The sequence below is a fragment of the Simiduia curdlanivorans genome, from assembly GCF_030409605.1.
GTDB classification, from domain to species: domain Bacteria; phylum Pseudomonadota; class Gammaproteobacteria; order Pseudomonadales; family Cellvibrionaceae; genus Simiduia; species Simiduia curdlanivorans.
Map to the genome: position 1 here is coordinate 1498442 of NZ_JAUFQG010000004.1, position 21665 is coordinate 1520106.

At 48.7% G+C, this 21665-nt stretch carries 8 protein-coding genes; 6 read left to right on the forward strand and 2 right to left on the reverse strand.

Going from position 1 to position 21665, the window contains the following annotated elements; translation table 11 throughout:
- Positions 1-1146: a glycosyltransferase family 2 protein gene (locus tag QWY82_RS06785; protein ID WP_290260805.1), complete on the forward strand. Its 1146-nt coding sequence runs from the start codon at positions 1-3 to the stop codon at positions 1144-1146.
- Positions 1125-2267: a DegT/DnrJ/EryC1/StrS family aminotransferase gene (locus QWY82_RS06790; protein ID WP_290260806.1), complete on the forward strand. Its 1143-nt coding sequence runs from the start codon at positions 1125-1127 to the stop codon at positions 2265-2267. The genes QWY82_RS06785 and QWY82_RS06790 overlap by 22 nt, the downstream gene beginning before the upstream one ends.
- A 12-nt stretch (positions 2268-2279) precedes the next feature.
- On the opposite strand, the gene xrt is transcribed toward QWY82_RS06790, so the two are convergent.
- Entirely contained in the window at positions 2280-3746 is a 1467-nt protein-coding gene (xrt, locus tag QWY82_RS06795) for an exosortase (protein WP_290260807.1), read from the reverse strand.
- 293 nt (positions 3747-4039) lie between these two features.
- Positions 4040-4789 (reverse strand): PEP-CTERM sorting domain-containing protein, encoded by a 750-nt coding sequence (locus QWY82_RS06800; RefSeq protein ID WP_290260808.1) that lies wholly within the window; start codon positions 4787-4789, stop codon positions 4040-4042.
- A gap of 878 nt (positions 4790-5667) precedes the next feature.
- On the opposite strand from QWY82_RS06800, the gene QWY82_RS06805 reads away from it, so the two are divergent.
- From QWY82_RS06805 to QWY82_RS06820, 4 genes are all read left to right on the forward strand, one after another.
- Positions 5668-11658 (forward strand): MupA/Atu3671 family FMN-dependent luciferase-like monooxygenase, encoded by a 5991-nt coding sequence (locus QWY82_RS06805; RefSeq protein WP_290260809.1) that lies wholly within the window; start codon positions 5668-5670, stop codon positions 11656-11658.
- Between the two features lie 61 nt (positions 11659-11719).
- Complete coding sequence (locus QWY82_RS06810) at positions 11720-17554, forward strand: type I polyketide synthase (protein WP_290260810.1); 5835 nt, start codon at positions 11720-11722, stop codon at positions 17552-17554.
- A 36-nt stretch (positions 17555-17590) separates the two neighbouring features.
- Positions 17591-20800: a non-ribosomal peptide synthetase gene (locus QWY82_RS06815; RefSeq protein ID WP_290260811.1), complete on the forward strand. Its 3210-nt coding sequence runs from the start codon at positions 17591-17593 to the stop codon at positions 20798-20800.
- Positions 20797-21591 (forward strand): hypothetical protein, encoded by a 795-nt coding sequence (locus tag QWY82_RS06820; protein WP_290260812.1) that lies wholly within the window; start codon positions 20797-20799, stop codon positions 21589-21591. Before QWY82_RS06815 ends, QWY82_RS06820 begins: the two co-directional genes overlap by 4 nt.
- The last annotated feature ends 74 nt before the right edge of the window (positions 21592-21665 follow it).

The window sequence follows — 21665 nt, forward strand, 5'->3', positions numbered from 1 at the left end:
ATGGTAAAGGTCTGCTTTTGGGTCTTGGCGATAGCTTCGGTATACAGTTATCTGCTTTACCCACTTGTTTTAAAGTCGCGTGAATTGGTTGTTGGACGCAAGCGCCAAGGCGAAGAGCAAGGTGATTCTTCGCTGATCCACATGACCCTCATTGTTACTGCGTACAATGAAGAGCGTAGGATTCGCGAAAAGATTGAGAATACCCTCGCTATCGATTTTGCCGCCGATCGCTTAGAGCTTATCGTGGCTTCAGACTGTTCTGACGACGCAACGGATGCCATTGTTGCCGAGTACTCCGATCGTGGCGTTCGTTTAGTTCGCGCCAGTGAGCGCTTGGGTAAGGAAAATGCCCAGCTGGCTGCCATTCTTGAGGCTAAGGGTGACGTACTGGTGTTTTCTGATGTTGCAACACATATTCCGAATGATGCGCTATTGAAGTTAGAGCACTATTTTGCCGACCCTGAAATAGGCGCCGTTTCGAGCGAAGACCGGTTCGTGAGTAAAGATGGCGTAGTGGCGGGTGAGGGGGCCTATGTTAAGTATGAAATGTGGTTGCGAGCGCTAGAGTCGCGTTTGTCTGGTTTGGTGGGCTTGAGTGGATCTTTCTTCGCTGCGCGCAAGTCTGTTTGCGCCGACTGGGACATTCACTCGCCGAGTGATTTTAATACGGCGTTGAATACGGTGAAATCGGGTTTACGAGCAGTTTCTGCACCTGATGTGCTCGGTTTTTACCAGGATTTGCAAGACCCTGCTAAAGAGTATCAGCGAAAAGTGCGTACCGTTTTGCGAGGCATGACGGGGCTGTCGCGGCATAGCGAGGTGATGAATCCATCCACCTTTGGCTTTTTTGCTGTACAAGTTATCTCGCACAAGCTGATGCGTTGGCTAACACCTTGGTTTCTCGTCGCTTTCTTTATTACCTCAGCCGCTTTGGCGACTACAGGGTTGCTTTTTGCCTTGGTGTTTTTGGCTCAGATAGGGTTTTACGGCGTTGCCATGGCCGCCCAGTTTGCGCCGGATTTGCGTCGATCAGGTGTTGTGCGGTTGATTTACTTTTTCGTGCAGGTTCACGTTGCGCTTATGGATGCTTCGGTAAAATTTTTCACGGGAAAAAGGATGACCACATGGAAGCCCTCCGCGCGTTGATTCCTGGGGCCTTGGCGCCAACTGGGAACCCAATTTCAACTTCTGGTCTCGGTGACAATACGGCGCTTGCGGTGACTAACTTCCAGTCTTGTTTTCTCGATTCTGGTACATCTGCTCTAGCTGTGGCGTTAATCGACGCGCGCGCGCGGCGTGCGAACGTTAAGTTTCCGAAAGTGATCATACCTGGATATTGTTGCCCCGATTTAGTATCCGCGGCCAAGTTTGCTGGTTTGCAACCAGTTGCGGTTGATATTGGCAGAGAGGATGCAAGCTACGATCTTCACCAGCTAGCACAAGTCATGGATACAGATACGGTTGCGGTGATTGCCATCAATTTTCTGGGTGTGGCTGAGCGGTTAGAGGCTATTCGCGAGGTCATCGGCACGCGTGATGTAGCCTTGGTAGAGGATAATGCGCAGTGGTTGCCGGCTTCTGAATATACTTCTGTAGCGGATTATGTGGTGTTTTCCTTTGGCCGGGGTAAGCCGCTGAGTTTATTGGGAGGCGGTGTCGTTTTTTATCGTGCTACTTTGGCAGAGCTGCAGTTTGAGCCGGATGAATACGGGCAAACTGGGTACACCTATCGATTGAAATTATTTGCCTATAACTTGATGCTGCGGCCAGTTGGTTATCGCTTAGTGTGCCTATTGCCGTTTCTACGTTTGGGCTTAACGGTCTACAAGCCTAAAACTAAAATTGCCTTTATGGATAGTCAAAGGTTGAAGCTGTTGGGCGCGAATTTAGCTGCTTATAGGGTTCGTTCACAAGGGCTCGAAACGTCTTTGTTGAACGCTTTTGTAGCCGTTGATCGCAACCCCTATTCCGCTTTGAGTTCTAATCGAAGCGGTAGATTACTGCGCTTTCCTGTGTTGTGCGCATCGGAGCAGGAAAGGGATAGGTTGCTCGCGGAGCTGGTCGGCCTTGGTGCGTCAGCCTTATATGGCCGCTCGATAGATCAGGTTGAAGGTGTTGGGGCCTTGGTTGAGGTGCCGTACCCCTTGATTAATGCTAAAAGCTTTGCGAGTAGATTGCTGACCCTGCCACTACATCGTTATGTGGAGAAGCATTACTTGCAGAGCTTGCTCCGTAAGCTACAAGGTTTTTTCCATAGGCCTCTTTAGCTTATCTCTCGGCTATAGGGGCCGCCGTTTTTCCCAGGATGTTGCAATATCAATAAGGCTGCTTGTTTCGCTTTGGCAGTCGGTGTTGCAGTGGGTTTGAAAGATGATCATAGCGAAATACTGCTGGTTTAGCGCCCTGGCTTTGAGCTGCAATAATTTTGCCCATAAATAATTGCCAGTAGTCTCTTTGCCTATATTAAATTGCTCGAGGAGTAGGAACTGTTCTTGAGTGTTTATATGCTTTAGCCTACTTATTTGATAATTCTCCATCATTATCTTCACCGGTTGGCTATCTACGCGCTTCCAGATTTCTTTATCGTAGGTGGTGTCGATATAAGGGACTAGCTTACCCTCCTTTGACGGTATATTTTTAACCAGGTCGATGCGAACATTTAGGTCTTGAAAGTCTATCTTTTTGGTTTCCACAGAGGTGTTATTAATGGCTTTTATGGGCACCTCTTGCATGACATATCTTATGTCGCCTTGGCTTTGAAAATCTTTCAATGAATAGGGGTTTGTAGGGGGGGTAGTGTGGTTTGCTAGCAGGTAAAGCAGGGGGCCTAGCGCCAGTAGGAGGGTTGCAATAACGGGTGAGCCCATCTCCATATGAATGACATGTGGCTTAGTGTGTTGAACCATGGGTGCAAAGTAGAGCGCTGGCAACATGAACGCGCCAAATACCGCCCACCCGAACAGTTCGTGGTCATGCATGAGGTTACTTTGCATCTCTGTGTGGTAACCGATAAGTATCAGGATAAAGATTCTTACCCAGTTGGCAAAAAGTGCCAATGCAATACTACATAGTATTAGCCATGTATTTTGTTTTAATGAGGATCGGTTAAGCAGACCTATGATGTAGGCTAAGAGCACGGCAATGACTAAATACCGGAGGCCGGAGCATCCGTCTGCAATAACAATCAAGCCGCTCGGTATTTGGATTGTATTGTTTTCAATAAAGGCTGGAATCTGAAGCGCACTGATCAACTTGCTAACAACAAAGCCACTTAAGGAGACCAAGGTGTTGGTTAGTTGCGGCCAAATAGGTATGACGAATAGTAAAAGTGCAAGGGTGGGCGCCAACTGCTTAAAACTTTTCCATGAAAAGCAAGCGGCAATGTAAAACCCGATCAGCGCTAGCCAGAAGATGGCTGACAAAAGTTCAATTCTATTGATCTGGAATAAAAACCAACAAAGCGAGCTGCAGCCTAACGCTAACAGCGGCAGCCATGGTGTTGGATGTTTTATATTGTTGTTCGGCGTTTCAGCTTTAAAACTAAGGCGCCATAGAAAGTGTGCCAGCATAGCCAGTGTTGGTAGGGCATGACTAAGTGCTTGGTCCCATTTTGTCCAATGGCTTCCCAAGCTTTTAAGTGTAGGGTAGCAAAGAGCCACGGTAACTAAGATAGCGAGATAAATTATAAAATTTAATCTCTTTCTGATTAGTATCTCTTTAATATTGTCAATGCGCGGGCCAATCAAGCTAATTTGCTCCTATTTGCTCTGGCGCTGATTTGTTGGGTAATTGGGGGGTGCATGCAGCCGGCTTGGAATGCTGAGAGTAGTATAATGAGAGCTGCTGTGATAGGTGCTGAATGAGCTGAGGTATTGTAAGAAACGAGCAGCTCGCACTTCAGAATGCGGGAAATCACTAAACTCATAACGTCCATGTGCTAATCAACTAATAGTGTATTGGCTGATTCTAACGAATATGACTTGTAACTTCCAGATTGGGGGCAGTAGAGCGCGCCAGCAGAGTGCTGGCGCGGTTATAGCTAGCGGGCCGCTTGCTTTCTGGCAATGCCCAAACTTAATAGACCGAGTGCAAGCAGCAATATCGAGCCTGGTTCTGGTAGCCGGCCAACAACGATATCGTCAATGCCCCAGCCATCATTCCCTTTGCTGTTGATAAAGCTAAGTGTCGCGCCAATGATGTTCATGCTGCTGCTAACCGATACGTAACCTAAGTTACCACTCTGCAAATAGGGCGAAATGGTAAAACTGTCCGATTGGCTATTGTCTTCAAACAATAATTTAAGTGTTGCGCCAACGTCGGCAGCATCTGCGATCAAAAAGCCAAAGGCATTCATGCCATTGGTTTGTGGGTTATCAAAAGCCCAAGAAATTTCGCGCGCATCGTTACTGTCTAGCCACAGGTCGCGATCGTAGGTTGACAGTGTTTCTCTGCCATATTCGCCCGTCGCAGCGCTTTCGATCATGATGTGGTTGTTGTACAGGTTGGAGCCGCCTTGGCCGGCAGTTACTAAGCTGAAGGTGCCAACGTTGGTGGCATAGCTTGCAGCGTGGCTTTCCCAGCTGTTTTGATGACTGCCACCGTTCGCGGCAGAGGCGTCAGCTAGGCCGTCAAAGTTTTCTACTACCACTGGGCCACTTAATGAACTAATGAATGCTGCCTGGCCAGCAACCGCATCTGCGTTGTAATTTACGATAACGGAAGCGTTGGTTAGCGCCGGGATGACTAAAAGTGCGCAGCTGATGAGGGTCGCTTTCAATGTGATTTGCATCGGAATCCTTCCTGTGAAAATACTTCAGTGTCTTAGCGTGCTTAACATGCTGCCGAGTGACGAGTATCAGTTGTTGAGTTTCTCGCAGTAATAAGCATGTAGTGTGCCATGTCACTTAAGCTTATGATTTCTATGTGTTTTTTGTAATTTCATTACCCTTCGCACTTGCCTGATGTAAATAAAGTCGACAGTGTGTTGTGGGTGGCGTTTGTTGGGTTGAGTTCGGCATATGCGGCCTTGTGGCTTGTTGGTAGTGGGTGGTTATTGAAAAGTGGTTTCTATATTTGGTTGAACCCGTTTCGGCCAAACGCGTTTTGGTGGCCATGCCATTATGTTTACGCTGGGTTGAATGGAATTTAGGTAAGCTATTGGGTGGACGGTTTGGAGTCTAAAATGATGAAGCACCTTACGGCAGCGCCGCTTATAGGTGTGTAAAGTATTTCGGCGTTGTGCGGCCTAATGCCGGTAGTTCGCCGGATGGCGGGGCGCGAGGGTGGAGCCTTGAGTGGGATGCTTGAACGTTGGGGCGAGGTTTGCCTGCGGAAGTTTGCTGAGCCCTGCTTGTACGAATAATGTTTTAATCAGAGAATACCTCATACCAGAGACTGAGGCGCCAATTCGGTTACTTTGCTTGCTTGATTGGATGTGTGCTAGAGCCGTTAAGTTGTCTGATACTAAGCAGGCGTGCTGTGGTTGCTTGCTGTTATCCTATCCTGATGTTAAGTGTGGGTGCGCCGGAACGGATGGCAACAAAATCTGAACCTCAGTGAGGTAGGCCCAAACGAGTGTTCGTGGTGCGAGATTAAAGGCATTGCGACTCAGTTAAGGGAATTCTGACCATAAAAGGTTCATGGTCGCAGTTGATTAAGGATGGAATCTTGACCCAAGTAACGAATATAGCTAATCCCTTTACGTGCAGCATTATTGGCAACGGTAAGTTGACTTTGGTGTGTGCTCAACTATTGCTGGCTGCATCTCATCGCATTCAAGCCATCGTTTCTGACAGCGCCGAGCTTAGGGCGTGGGCCGAGGCTCATAATATTCCTGTTATCGAGGCTTCGGGCGATGTTGAGTCTTTTCTTGAGCAGAGGGAATTTGCCTATCTATTTAGCGTCATCAACCTAAATAAAATTTCAGCTAGATTGTTGGCGATGCCAACAAAACTCGCCATTAATTTCCACGATGCACCTTTGCCTCGCTATGCCGGTTTGCATGTGACCTCTTGGGCTATTGCCAATCAGGAATCAACATTTGGTGTTACTTGGCATGAAATGAATACAGAGTTCGACGCCGGTAGAATTCTTAAGCAGGTCGAATTTCCAATAGAAGCCGGCGAAACAGCATTTAGTTTAAACGTTAAATGTTTTACCAAGGCGCGCGAAACCTTTATCGAGCTGATCCAAGAGCTGGCAGAAGACAGGCCAACCTTCCGGTCACAGGATTTAACGGCGCGCACGGTATTTCCTCGTGCTAGGCGCCCTAATGCCATTATTGATTGGTCTCAGCCAGGGCAAAAAATTAGTGCGCTGCTACGATCGTTGAGCTACATGCCCGATGCGAACCCCATGGCTTTACCTAAGGTGTTAATCGGCCGCCGATTTTATTCGATCGCTGAGGCCGGGTTTCGTACCTTTGCTCATACTGCGCCAGTGGGTGCCATCGTAAGTATCGATGCCAGCGGTGTGGATGTCGCAGTAACGGGCGGTATTGTTCAGCTCAAAACTTTGCTGCTGCACGATGCGACATTAATCGCGGCGGGGCAGTTAGCGGTTGACATACATCTCACTACCGGGGCGCAGTTGCCGCTGGTGGAGGTAGCCGTGAGCGCCTCGATCCATGCGGCTTATCAGCAGGCGGGACTAAACGAGCCTTATTGGTTGACGCGCCTTGCCCAGGCCGAGCCGTTTCTTTTTCCCGAACAGGTTCAAGAGCAGGTTGCGTCGCAGTATTCTGAATCAGTAGAACTGCTATCCAGCCAACAGCAGGAACAGCTAACGGCAAGTTTTCCTGAGCTTGAGCCGTCGATTATTTTCGCGGCACTGTATTATTGTTTTTTGACGCGTTTAGCCGGTGAAAGCGCTTTTGATATCGGCTTGGCTTACCCGTCAATGGCGTCGGCGCAGATCGAATTCGATCAACTATTTTGTCGGCGCATTCCGTTTCGGGCTAGCCTGGATGGCACCAACAAGATAGGTGTGTTGGTTAAAAATCTCGCGGATCTTTTGGGTGCGGCTAAGGCAAAAGGGTTTTATACGCGCGATGTTTTTGCCAGGCAGCCTGATGTGGTGCCGGTGCAATTACCTGTTTCAGTGGTCATTGCAGACGCGGGTGTTGTAGAGCCCCCTGAGTTGGGCGATGCATTGGTTTTGGTTGTGCCGCAAGGCGGCAATGGCTACCGGTGGCGCTTTAATAATGAACTTTTGCCGGCACCGGTGGTTAGTCGTGTACAGGCGGGGTTCAAGGTCTTTTTGACCCAGGCTATCGCCAATCCGCTGTTGGCGCTTAATGATTTGCCGATGATTAGCGAGAGCGAGAAAAACCAACTGCTTCTCGAGTGGAATCAAACCCAGCGACCTTACGATGCCGCGCACTGTGTACATCAACTTATTGAAGCTCAGGCTCAGCTGAGACCCGAGGCGGTGGCTTTAGTCTTCAAAGAAAACCACCTTAGCTATCGAGAACTCGATCAACGCGCTACTCAGTTGGCGATAAAACTGCAAGCCGCGGGGGCCAAGCCCGACGTCCTTGTTGGCGTTTTTCTACATCGTTCAATCGAGATGGTGATCGGTTTGTTGGCGATCTTAAAAGCCGGCGCTGCTTATGTACCCCTTGATCCTCACTATCCTCGGGATCGCATTGCGTTGATGGTTGATGATGCGAATTTGCCAATACTTATCACGCACTCTCGTTTGCGCGATGAACTGCCCAATAACCGTGCGCATATCTGCTGTGTGGATCAGGTGGCTTCTGACTCAGTAGGCGGTGTTGGCGCAACGCTAGCGCCGGTGGATATGAGCCCTAATAATTTGGCCTATGTTATCTATACCTCCGGCTCAACTGGTAGGCCGAAAGGTGTCATGATCGAGCACCGAAATGTCATGAATTTCTTTGCTGGCATGGACGATACGTTGGATTACCAAGGTGAGCCGGGTGTTTGGCTTGCGGTCACGAGTATCTCATTTGATATTTCTGTGCTGGAAATTTTTTGGACCTTGAGCCGTGGTTTTAAAGTAGTTATTCAGGAGGATGAGGCGCCGTCTCTAGCCTCTGTCTCTGCGTCTACAGAGGCTCGGCACATGGATGTTGGCCTCTTCTATTTCTCCAGTGACGCAGGCCCTTCTGCCAACAATAACCGCTATAAATTATTGTTAGAAGGGGCGAAGTTTGCCGATACGCATGGCTTCTCTTCCGTCTGGACACCAGAGCGACACTTTCACCTGTTTGGCGGGCTCTATCCAAATCCTTCTGTCACAAGTGCTGCGATCGCGGCGGTGACCACCAATGTCGCTATACGAGCTGGCAGTATTGTTTTACCCCTGCATAATCCTGTGCGGGTGGTTGAAGAGTGGTCTGTAGTCGACAATATTTCAGGTGGTCGGGTAGGCTTTTCTTTCGCGTCCGGGTGGCATGCCAATGATTTCACCTTGCAGCCCGAGAATTTTGAAAACCGCAAGCAAATCATGTTTGATAGCATTGATAAAGTTCGCGACCTTTGGGCTGGAAAATCTGTCGCCATGATTAGCGGCGAAGGAAAGCCATTTAACGCCAGAGTTTATCCAGAGCCAGTGCAAAAGGAGCCGCCGATATGGATAACCACCGCCGGTAATGTAGATACTTTCCGCCAAGCGGGCGAGGGTGGCTTTAATATTTTGACCAATCTACTTGGCCAAAGTATTGAGGATATTCAGGCTAAAATCGCAGCTTATCGTGAGGGGCGGCGACGCAATGGTCACCAAGGTGATGGTATTGTTTCGGTAATGGTTCACACCTTCCTTGGTGTTGATGTCGACGAGGTTCGGGAGATTGTTCGCGAGCCTTTTTGTCAGTATTTAAAAACATCTTTCGATCTAGTTAAAATTGCTCCTTGGGCGTTTCCGGCGTTTCGACAGCCCTCGAAGAGCGCTGCCACTGACCCCAGTTTTGACGCAAATAGTTTAACAAGCGAAGATCTCGATGCGCTCTTGGATCATGCCTTCGACCGTTATTTTGAAACGGCAGGCGTATTCGGTACACCGCAGAGTTGCCTGCCGCTTATTGAGCGTTTAAAGCGAGCCGGTGTTGATGAGATAGCTTGCTTGATTGATTTCGGCGTTGATGATGATCAAGTGCTCGAGAGTTTGGTGCATCTTAATACCTTGCGTGAGCTGTCCTTACCGAAGCAAGGCACTCATGCTGCTAGGGCAGAAGACTTTTCCGTGGCGGCCCAAATTCGCAGGCATCAGGTCACGCACTTCCAATGTACACCTTCAATGGCGCGGATGTTGGCGGCTGATTCCGATGCGCTTTCTTCGCTCTCGAATGTAAAGAAAGTGCTGCTGGGCGGAGAAGCCTTGCCGATGGATTTGGTCGGTTTGTTGGCGCCTGTATTAACTGGCGATTTAATCAATGTCTACGGCCCCACAGAAACGACTATTTGGTCTACCTCGAGTTTAGTTGCTCGGGCAGCGCGCGACGTATCTATCGGTAAACCGATCGCCAATACCTTAATTTATATTCTCGATAGCGCGTTACACCCTGTGCCCGTTGGCGCTCAGGGCGAGCTGTATATCGGTGGCCAAGGTGTGGTGCGCGGTTATTTGGGGCGGCCAGATTTAACGGCCGATCGTTTTGTGCCAAATCCCTTTGTAGATGATCCGAAAGCAAAAATGTACCGCACGGGCGATTTGGTCAGGTATAAGCATAGCGGTGATATTGAATATCTTAGCCGACTTGATCATCAGGTCAAGCTTCGCGGTTATCGCATCGAGCTGGGTGAAATAGAGTCGCTAATTTGTGCTGACCCAGAGGTTAGGGATAGCGTTGTTGTTGTAGCTGAAATGGAAAATAAGGTACAAAGTTTGGTGGCATACATTGTACCTAAACTAGCCAATCTAATTCAGCACACGAGCGGTTCTGTGGCGAGTAGTTCTGACACGACTGACTCGGAGATTAACAATCTAGCTACTGGCCACTGGCAATCAATTTGGAATGAAACCTATCAATCCGGTAGCCACTCACGCGCGGGTGAATTGCACGAAATTTCTGACGACCCCACGCTAAACACTGCCGGCTGGCTCAATAGCTATACCGGTGAGCAGCATCCTCAGGGCCAGATGCTGGAGTGGGTTAATGCGACAACAGAGCGAATATTGGCGCTAAAGCCAAGGCGGGTGCTTGAAATTGGTTGCGGTACGGGCATGGTGTTATTTCGGGTGGCACCGCATTGCGAGGCTTATGTCGGTGTCGATTTTTCTAGCCAAGCCTTAGCGACAATTGAACAAAAGCTAACGGCACTAGAGCTGGATAATGTCGAGCTAGTACAGTCTACTGCCGATCAACTTGCGTTAGCGCATGCTGAGCCATTTGATCTGGTGGTCATAAACTCTGTGCTGCAATACTTTCCGTCGGCACGTTATGTTAGCAAGGTACTTAAGCGTGTGTTCTCGCTGCTTGCGGATAATGGCAAAGTATTTGTGGGCGATGTAAGAAGTTATGCACATATGGAAATTTTTCATCACTCCTTGGCCTTGGCGACGACGCCACCCACAACGGCAGTGAGCCAATTGCAGGCGCGGGTAGAGGAGTATCGCCAACGGGAAGCTGAGTTACTTATTGATCCAGATTTTTTTAGTGCATTGCAGTCAGAGCTTCCGGCACTGTCGCATATCAATATTCAATTAAAGCGCGGTGCCTATCACAATGAAATGTCCATGTACCGCTACGATGTGTATTTATCAAAAGGTAAGGTTAACGCTGATTTAACAGACGCTGATTTTAAAACGTTACCGTCGGTAGCTAACCTAGTGGATCTTCAGCAGCTACTGGCGCAAGCATCTAGCTGTGTGGTTGTGCGGGATATCGTAAATCCTCGAATTGCCGCACATGCCTTAGTGTCTGATCTGATCAAAGAGCCTGCAAGCTTTGCGACAGTTTCTGATTTGCAGGCTAGGATTGCCGAGGTTACGCCGAGTGGAATAGACCCAGAGCAACTGTACAGGCTAGATGCAGGTTGGCAGGTTCAACTCTCTTGGGCTCGGTCCGGTTTAAAGCAGTGCTACGATGCCTATTTTATTCCATCTCGCCATGGTGGCAGCTTGCAGCATGTGCCGATCGATAAACTAAAGCCGTTGAATCAACATTGTTTTGAGCCAAAGGCTCATGGCGTTGAATTTATGTTGATTGACCGAGTTAGGGCTGCGCTGCGTGAAAATCTGCCTGCGTTTATGGTGCCGAGTGAATATTTGATTCTGCCAAAGCTACCTTTAACGCCCAATGGCAAAATTGATCGGAAAGCCTTGCCTAGGCCTGAGAAGCGGCGGCGTGAAGCAAAGGCGGATTTTGTGGCGCCACAAGGTGATATTGAGCAGGCAATCGCGTCAGTGTTGCAGGACATGCTCAATATCGAAAAAATCGGAACTAAAGACAACTTTACCGATTTAGGCGCGAATTCCCTGCTTATGGTTCAGGCTAACAATCGGTTGAGCCAGTTACTTGATCGAAAAGTGTCTTTGGTGAGTATGTATCGCTATCCAACTATTGCGTCATTGGCTGAGTACTTAAAGGGCGATGCTAACGATAAGCAAGGTTTAGAGAAAGGGCAGCAACGGGGTGAACAACGTAAAGCGGCGCAAGCGGGTAGGCGACAGCGCCTGATCAGTACACGCAAGTAGCCGCCATTTAAAAGTGCTGGCGTTTGGTGACCGTACTTTACGCCCTCAAGAGCAGATAGACATGAATGATTTTGAACACATCGACGAAGGCGATGAGCATGCAATCGCCATCGTTGGTATGGCTTGCCATCTTCCGGGCGCATTAAACCTTGAGCAGTATTGGCATAATTTACGCGACGGTGTTGAGTCGGTGCATTTTTACACCGATGAAGAATTGCTAGCGGCCGGAGAGTCGCCGACTTTAATTGCCAATCCACACTACGTTCGCGCCCAGCCCCTATTACAGTATTTCGATTGTTTTGATGCCAAGTTCTGGGGCTTTAGTCCCCAAGATGCCGCGGTTACAGACCCAGCGCACAGATTGTTTTTACAGGTTGCTTATCATGCTTTAGAGCATGCGGGCCATACGGGATATGACGACGAGGGCCGGGTAGGGGTTTTTGCGGCGTCCGGTGCCAGCCTATATTGGATGGATAACCTAAAAACTAACCCGCAGCTGATGGCGGACATGGGCGAGTTTTTGGTGCGTCACACCGGCAATGATATGAATTTTTTGGCCACGCGCTTGTCCTACGAGCTCGATTTACGCGGCCCAAGTTTAAATGTACAAACCGCTTGCTCGTCTTCATTGGTTGCTATTCACCTCGCCGTGCAAAGTTTGTTGGGTGGCGAGTGCGATATGGCTATCGCTGGTGGTTCAACGGTATTGTTACCGCAGCAGCGCGGTTATCTCTATAAAGAGGGTGAGATTATGTCGCCCGATGGCCATTGTCGGCCTTTTGATGCTAAGTCTGCGGGTACCGTATTTGGCAGTGGTGCAGGCGCTATTGTTTTGCGCCGGCTGGATGATGCGATTGCCGATGGCGATACCATTCATGCCGTTATCATGGGCTCTGCGGTTAATAACGACGGTGCGCAGAAAGTGGGTTATTTAGCGCCGGGTGTTGAAGGCCAGGCCGCAGCTATTGCGGAAGCACTTGAGTTGGCGGGGGTAAAACCCGCTGATATTTCTTACATTGAGGCGCACGGAACCGGCACTCAGGTTGGCGACCCCATTGAGTTTGAAGCCTTGCATCAGGTATATCGCGGTGCGACTCAGCGACGAAATTACTGCCGAGTGGGCTCAGTGAAATCAAATATTGGGCACTTAGGCGAAGCGGCGGGCATGGCTTCTATTATCAAGGTGGTGCTAGCGCTTAAGCATCAACAATTGCCGCCCACGGTAAACTTCGAAACGCCAAACCCTGAACTCGATTTGAGCAATAGCCCATTTTGTTTTAACAACCAATTGGAACCTTGGCCGGCAATCAATGGCGCGAGGCTGGCTGGCGTCACGGCCTTAGGTGCCGGTGGCACCAATGCCCACCTAGTGGTCAAGCAGGCGCCAGCGTTGAAAAAAAAGGCGTCGATACAAGATCGGCAAGTGTTGTTGGTTTTGTCTGCCAAAAGCAGTGCTGCTGTGCGAGTAATGGGAAGAAATCTAGCCACAGCGTTGCGTGAGCAACCCGATTTATCGCTCGCCGATGTTGCATTTACTTTGCAAGTTGGGCGTCGCGCCCATGACTACCGAAGGGTGTTGGTAGCTGCAAGTAGGGAGGAGGCCATTACTCTATTAGAGGCTGATGAATCTGCTCGCGTTGTCGACGCGCTTGCCTCGGATAAACAGCCTTCGTTGATTTTTATGTTCCCCGGTGGCGGTGCGCAATACGCAGGCATGGGTGCAGGCCTTTACCAAACAGAAAGTGTTTATCGCGCTGCATTTGACGCCTGTTTAGCCTGCCTTGATGGGCCTTATGCAGAACAGATTCGCTCGCTTGTGTTAACCCAAGGCGATACTCAGGCGGCCGCGTCAAAAGCGTTGGAGCAACCTTCCCGCGCTTTGCCCGCGCTTTTCGCCACCGAATATGCGCTGGCCAAAACATTGATGGCGTGGGGGGCTACCCCAGCCGGATTTATTGGCCACTCTATGGGGGAATATACGGCGGCTTGTTTGTCAGGTGTTATCAGCGTGCGCGATGCTATGCGTTTAGTCTTGGTGCGCGGCCAGCTGTTTGAAGAAGTTGCGCGCGGCGGCATGTTAAGTATCGCTTTAGCTGAGCAGAGCGCGCGTAAGTATTTGCTCCCCGGGTTGGATATTGCCGCGGTCAATGCGCCTGAATTATGTGTGGCGGCGGGCCCAGTTGCAGAGATTGAACAACTACAGTTGTCGCTGGAGGCAAAAGGTATCGATTGCACCCGAGTGCGTATTGATGTCGCAGCTCATTCCGCCATGTTAGACACTATTCTTGAACAATTCCGCGCCTGTTGCCGCTCGATTCAATTTCATGCACCAAAAATACCTTTCACCTCTAATGTTAGTGGCACTTGGATTACCCAAGCCGAGGCGATGGATGCAAATTATTGGGTGCAGCATTTGCGCAGCACGGTGCGATTTGCCGACAACGTAACTACTGCGCTGAGCGAGGATACTCGCGTGTTGGTGGAGGTGGGCCCAGGCCAGGTACTGACTCATTTAGCGCGCGCCGGCACTGTTCAGGCCTATGCCACCCTCAGTGCCATGCGTCACCCAAGAGAGCAGGACGGCGATGCCGAGAGAGCGCTGAGAAGCTTTGGTCACCTGTGGGCTGCAGGTATTGTTATCGACTGGTCACATCTTTGGCCCCGGGAACAGCGCCGGCGCGTGCCATTACCTATCTACCCTTTTGAGCGCAAGGCCTACTGGATAGAGCCTGGGCCCAGTCATCAGCTCGATACAAATCCAACGCGCGATCTGAGTAAGCGCAACAAGATCGATGATTGGTTTAGCCGATTGAGTTGGGCGCAAACGAGCCTGCCCCATGTGACGTCAGAAATCGCCCAGCGCTGGCTGATTTTTGATGATGAATTAGGATTGTCTGCCAGCATCAAAGCAGAATTGGGTGATGTGCACGTTGTTAGCGTGCGAACCGATAAAAATTATTGTCGAGAAAGCGCTAACAGCTATCGCTTGAACCCTACAGATCAAGCCCAATTCGAGCGTTTGTTTACCGACTTAAATCTGGCTAAGCAAATACCAGAGCACATTCTCTATTTATGGCCCACAACGTCTGCAAAGAATTACCCCGAAAGCGCCCATGCCCGCTATGTTGATTTTGAAGCGCACATGGCTTCTTGTTTCTGGGGGCTATTTAATTTGGCAAAGGCCCTGAGCGAAAGTGTTGACGCGGTTCGTTTAACGGTCATTTCATCGGATATGCAGGCAATAAATACACAAAGTTGCCCAGAGAAAGCTGCCTTGTTGGGGGTGGTTGGCGTTTTACCGCGAGAGCTGCCGCAGGTGATAACACAGTCTATCGATGTATCACCGTCAGAATTACAGGCTGACTCACTGGTTAAGATTGCCCGCCAAATTGTTAAAGAGCTGGGTTCAGGCGCCGTTGATCGGGTAGTGGCTTACCGTGGTTTTGATCGTTGGGTCCGGCGCTTTGAAAACATACCCTTGGCTCCTGTCGCGCATAGCGATTGGTTGCGCAAAGGGACATCGGTGCTTATTACTGGAGGCTTGGGTGGCATAGGTTTAACCCTAGCAGCACAGCTGGCAGCGCAGGGCGCGGGCTATTTAATTTTAATGAGTCGCACGGGCTTACCCGAGCGAGAGCAGTGGCCGGCATGGCTTGCAGAGCACGCAGAGCAAGACAGTACTGCAGGTAAAATTAAACAAATTCAAGCCATCGAAGCGCTAGGCTCAACAGTATTGTTGGTGACAGCTGACGTGACCGACTTGGATTCATTGCAGCGCGCTGTTGCTCAAGCGACGCGAGTATGCGGCTCGATAGGCGGTGTCATCCATGCAGCTGGCGCTATGGATGATGAGGTTATTTTATTAAAGTCAGTGCAGTCCGCTCGTCGCGTTATGGAGGTAAAGATCAAAGGTGCGCTGGCGCTAGACAGTATTTTTTCGTCAGTAAGCTTAGATTTCTTCGTCGTCTTTTCGTCCGTTGCATCATACCTCGGCTTGCCTGGTCAGGTGGACTACGCCGCTGCCAATGCATTTTTAGATGGCTTTGCTGTCGAGCGCGCCTTGCGAACCTCTGGCCAGACGGTGGTTATCAATTGGAATGCGTGGCGGGATGTGGGAATGGCCGAGAGAGTTCAGGCCAAGCATGATGCCAATGAAATTTTCAATGCCACTGCCGAGCGTAAGCGAAGCACTTACAATTGGTTTGACTTCTATAGTGAGAGCAAAGCCCATCGGCGTTTATTTAGCACGCTGTTTGATCAAGAAAAGCACTGGCTAGTATCAGAACATAAAACACGGCAAGGTGCCACGCTAATCCCTGGTTCCGGCTTTATTGAGTTATTGCGTGCAGCATTCGTCGCCCATTGTGCTGCTGAAGGCGAGGATATGACAAATGCGTGTGTTGCTCTCGCCGATGTTCAGTTTATCGACACGTTTCACGTTCCGGCCCAGTCGCCTCGGTGGCTACATCTCGATGTGGATGGCGTTGCTGACCCCGTGCAGATTCAGGTGTTTTCCGATTCGTGGGACGCGCCTCATGTGACCGCGCGCGCGCAGATCATCGCCCCTGACCGACCCGATTTTGATTTGTCGACGGTGCGAGCCCGCTGCAGTAAAGCCATGCCGACGCAAGGTAAGTTCTTAGATCAAACGTTCATGGACTTTGGTGGCCGTTGGGGCTGTATCGACAGCATTTCTTCTGGAGCCGGTGAAGCGTTTATCGAACTTAGCTTGCCGAGTGAATACCATGGGGATTTAAGTTACATCGGATTGCACCCGGCGTTACTTGATATGGCGACAGGCAGTGCGCAATTTCTAATTCATGGCTTTTGTCCTCAACAAGATTTCTTTGTGCCTGTGGCTTATCAACGGATTGAAATCTATGCGCGAATGCCGAAAGTGCTTTTTAGCTACATTAAAATACGTGAAGATTCCGATGCCAATTTCGCTTTATTTGATGTGACCTTGGCCGATGAGCAGGGGCAATGCTTTGCTAGTATCAGCGGCTTCACCATGAAGCGAGTCGCTGCTGATTTCGGCGTGTCGGAACGGAGTGAAAAAAGGTGGAATACAACCGCTACTGCTAGTAATACTGCACTTGAAAAAATATTGCGCGAAGCGATATTACCTAGCGAAGGTATCGATGCCTTCAATCGCGTTATGGCGCAAAACCAGCAAACTCAATGGATAGTGTCATCGGTAGATTCTGAATTCTGGTTAAATCAATTAGATAATCCGGAATCAAGTTCACCGGGCCAACAACGCATACCTTTCGTAAAAGCTGAGTTTCACGATCCGGATGCCGATATTGAAATTCCAGAAATTGAGGCCGCGCTATACGCCAACCAATTGGCGAGTGATTTGGCGGTAAGATCCTATTTGGATCTCACTGCCGGTCGGCGGCTAGTGCTTTACTGCTGTTCGGCAAGCAACGCACAAATCTCATCCGATCTGTTGCTCAAAAAGTGTCGGTCTATATTGCGTAATGATCAGGTGCCGCAGCAAATTGTATTGCTTGAACATTTGCCGCGACTCGTGTCTGGTGAAATTGATAGGTGTGCCTTATCTGACCCCATGCTAGAGGCGAGTCAGATTGTTGCGCCTAAATCGAGTACGGAAATTGCGCTGGCTAAGCTTTGGCGAGACGTTTTAGGCGTAGAGCGGGTAGGGCTTGGTGAAAATTTCTTTGAGTTAGGCGGTCACTCGTTGCTACTCATTCGCATGGTGGCTAGGATAAATCGAGAATTTTCAATTAACTTGCAAATGTCCAAGTTGTTTGATGAGCCTAAGATCGAGGATTGGGCGGTGTTGATCGACGAACTAAAGGAAGGGCCTGCCGTTGAAGCAAAAAAAATACTTCGTGTTTCTCGTAGTGCCCATAAAATTAAAAATAGCTGATTTCCAAGATGTGTAAACTAGATAAAGATAAACTAAATGTTAGAAACTGAAGTGAATGAGGTGTATGAGTTTCCGGTGTCTCCGGCGCAGTCAGCCTTTTGGATGCTAAATCAGATGGCGCCTGACAACCCTGCCTATAACATTCCAGTGGTTGTAAGAATATTAGGAGGGCTTGATGTCGCGGCTATGCAGTCCGCTGTTCAATATATCGTACAGCGCCATGAAATACTTCGAACGCAATATGTCATATCGGACGGTAAATTAGTTCAACGCGTTTCTGCGTCGGCTGATTTTACTTGTCACTATCAATCATTTTCTGCCAGTCCGGATGGCGCAGCGAAGGCTATTCACGATTTAGTTACTAAAAATATTAGATCGAGTTTTGATCTAGGGACCAGTGAAATAGTTCGTGCTGGGTTATTGGAAGAGTCTAAAAATTGCTTTGTATTTTATTTGGTTGTCCACCATGTGGCGGTAGATCACGCGGCAGTTGGACAGCTGATGAAGGAGCTTCAATGCTCATATGATGCCTACTGTCAGGGTCTCGAGCCGAACCTCGATGAGCCAGAATTGCAGTATGTAGACTATGTGATGTGGAGCAGAGAACATCATCAAGAGACGAGTGAAAAGATTGAGTTGTGGCGAAATAAGTTGGCACCTTTTTCAGGTCAGTTAATGCTGCCAACTAATGGGTTAAAACCTACTATCTCGTCGGGCGAGGGTGCTGAGCTTCGCTTTTCTTTCACCAAACTTATATCTGATAAAGTGAAGGTATATAGTCATAAAAATAAAATATCAATTTTCCAAACGCTTTTTTCAGCTTACACGATATTATTATCGCGCCTTAGTGGTCAGGAAGATATTGTTGTTGGTACACCGTTCACATTGCGCGGTGGCCTTCCGGAGTTAGAGCTTGTGATTGGTAGCTTCATCAATACCCTGCCAATACCAGTTATGGTACATAAAGATAAAAGTTTTATTGAGTTGGGGTGCGTGGTTAAAGACACCTTGATTTTTGCTTTTGAAAATCAAGATATATCTTTCGAATCAATTGTAAATGCGTGCGTAAAAAAGCGCAGCACTGCTACCAATCCTTTATTTCAAGTTAGCTTTGTTTTTCAAGAGCCGCCGCAAGATTTGAGATTGAGTAGCCTAAAATGTGAATCATTGAACTATCATAACGGGGGTGCAATGTATGAGCTGCATGTATGGATGTGGGAAAATAATGGGCAGCTCTCTGGATCGATATGCTATGACACAGATATACACAATGAAGCGGCGATATCGAGATTTGCAGCTAATTTTGAAACGCTTTTGGATTCATTGATGGAAAATTCTCATCTTCCCTTGGCATCCATTGACCTGCTGTCTGGCGATGAGTGTGATTTGCTCATCCGGTGGAATGAAACGTCGGTGCCAACTCCTGCCGCGCAAAGTCTACCGGAACTGTTTGCAAATTCATGTGCGAGAACACCCGAGGCTATAGCCGTTGTTAATGGTGATAGCAAGCTAAGCTATGTGGAGTTGGAACAACGCGCCAATCAAGTGGCTAATTATTTGATCTCGCAGGGGATTAAGGCTGGAGACTATGTAGCAATTAGTCTGACGCGATCTGTCAACTTATTGGTGGGTTTGCTGGGCGTTATAAAAACCGGTGCGACCTATGTGCCACTTGATCCTGATTACCCGAATGATCGGCTGCTCTATATGCTTGAACAGTCTCATGCATCCTTGCTGGTGAGTGAATCAGGTTTAACTCATTCACTGCCGGATTATTCATGTCAACGAATAAATATTGATATCGATTGGCCCGCGATAGCGGCCTGTGAATCTATGCAAATGAACTATCCCCCGGCGACGTCATTGATGTATGTTATTTTTACATCTGGTTCAACGGGTTTGCCAAAAGGTGTTCAGATTAGCCATGGCGCGGTGACTAATTTTTTAACGGCAATGGCGTTACGCCCTGGTATTCACAGTAGCGATAAATTGCTTGCAGTTACCACGCTCTCATTTGATATATCAGTGTTGGAGTTGTTTTTACCATTAACCGTTGGCGCCACCGTTGTGCTCGCCAGTAAAGATGATACAAGCGATGGTCATCGCTTAAAGCGGTTGCTGCATGAATATCAGGTGACTGTCATGCAGGCTACGCCGAGCACGTGGCGTATGTTATTAGCGTCGGGCTGGGAAGGTGGTGGGGATTTTAAAGCATTGTGCGGTGGCGAAGCTTTTCCACGTGACTTGGCGTCTGCTTTGCTGGCAAGAGCTGGTGCCGTATGGAATATGTATGGCCCCACAGAAACGACGGTTTGGTCAACTTGTTACAAAATCGACGCGGATATCGACTCTATTCCTATTGGGCAGCCGATTGGAAATACACAATGCTATGTGTTGAATGATGCTCTGAAATTGCAACCCATTGGTGTTCCCGGGGAGTTGTATATTGGCGGCGATGGGGTTGCTACTGGGTATCTTGGCCAAGCTGATTTAACAGCTCAGCGATTTATTGATGATATGTTTAGGCCTTCAGTTGTTGGCGCAAAACTGTATCGCACCGGTGATTTGGTGCGTTGGCGCGAAGATGGCAATTTGGAATATTTAAACCGTGTAGATACGCAAGTTAAAATTCGAGGTTTTCGAATTGAGCTGGAAGAAATTGAACAAATATTGTTAAAGCTTGAGCAGGTAGAGCGCTGCGTCGTTACGGTGGAAGAGCTTAGCGATATGGATAAACGGCTGGTCGGTTATGTCCAATTTGTGAAAGATCTACATCTTACTACGTCTGAAATTCGCCGCTATCTTCGGGCGCATTTGCCTGAGTATATGGTTGTTCAGCATGTGGTAGATATTAGTTCTATGCCGTTGACTCCCAATGGTAAAGTTGATCGAAAGGCGCTGCCGAGCCCCTTCGCTCAAGTAAGTGAGGTCAATGAGTTTATCGCGCCAACAAGTGATGCGGAAAAAGTGCTTGCCCAAATATGGGAAAATGCTATTGGTATAGCGCGAGTAAGCGCAGACGCAAACTTTTTTGAGTTAGGTGGTCATTCCATGCTGGCACTCCAGGTTCGCTCTAAAATCGAAGAATCCTTTGGTGTGCAGATAACCACGCAGGATCTGATGCTGGATTCATTGGCGCAACTGGCGGCAAAATTATTCGTAGCAGTATCTTCGGCAGAAAAGGAGAAACCTGTAAACCACGGTGGCTTTTTTGGCAAGTTATTTAACAAGAAGATGGGTAAATGAAGTCAAACATGACGGTGATTTCTTTAGTCTTTATATTATTTGCTGCTTTGGCTTTGTTAGTAGCGGCGCTAATGTTGGTTTCGTCAAAGCGGGATTCAACCTATTTCCGTTGGACATCTAGCCTGTTAAGCCCTGTAACAGAAACATTACATGCCTGGATTTTAGACTACCCCGAGTTAGCTAGGCTTGATAACGAGAAAAATAGTGCAGTTTGGCGATGGTTCCAACCGGGATTAGTCGATAAAAAATTTGATGGGCAAAAAATTTTTCTGCAGACGCTTCATGAAAGTGTGTGGTACCACAATCAGCGGGGACCGATGATGTACCGATACTTCGCTGGCGACGGTGAGCTATCGGCGAGGATTAAGACACGAAAATCTTCAGATCTAAGTAGTTTCCCGGATGCCGAGTGGCAGTTTGGTGGGATTATTTTTCGAGATCCTAAAGGCGATGCTTGGTTTGCCCGCGAAAATTATGTGTTTAATGTCATTGGTTTTCGCCGTGATAAGTTGCAACTCGAGATGAAAACCACGCGCGATGGGCGAAGTGATGTCAGCGCCATAGACTGGCCATCTGGCGACGCAGATCTCAGTATTGTGCGGCGTGGCGAGGTGTTTACCATTAAAGCAAAGTCATTTGATGAGCCTGAATGGCAAGTGCTCGCAGTGTATAATCGGCCAGATTTGGCTCAGGTGCTGCAGGTTGGGGTGATCGTTTATTCGTTTAGTGAAGGGCGTCGAATTTTTGATTTGAGCGCTCAAGTTGAGAACTTAAGACTTAAGCAGCATTAAGATTTTCCTAGGAGAGGAGCAGTCACCGTAGGTCTGTGAAAGCTAAAAAATAACAACGTGTGTGATTGCCGGCG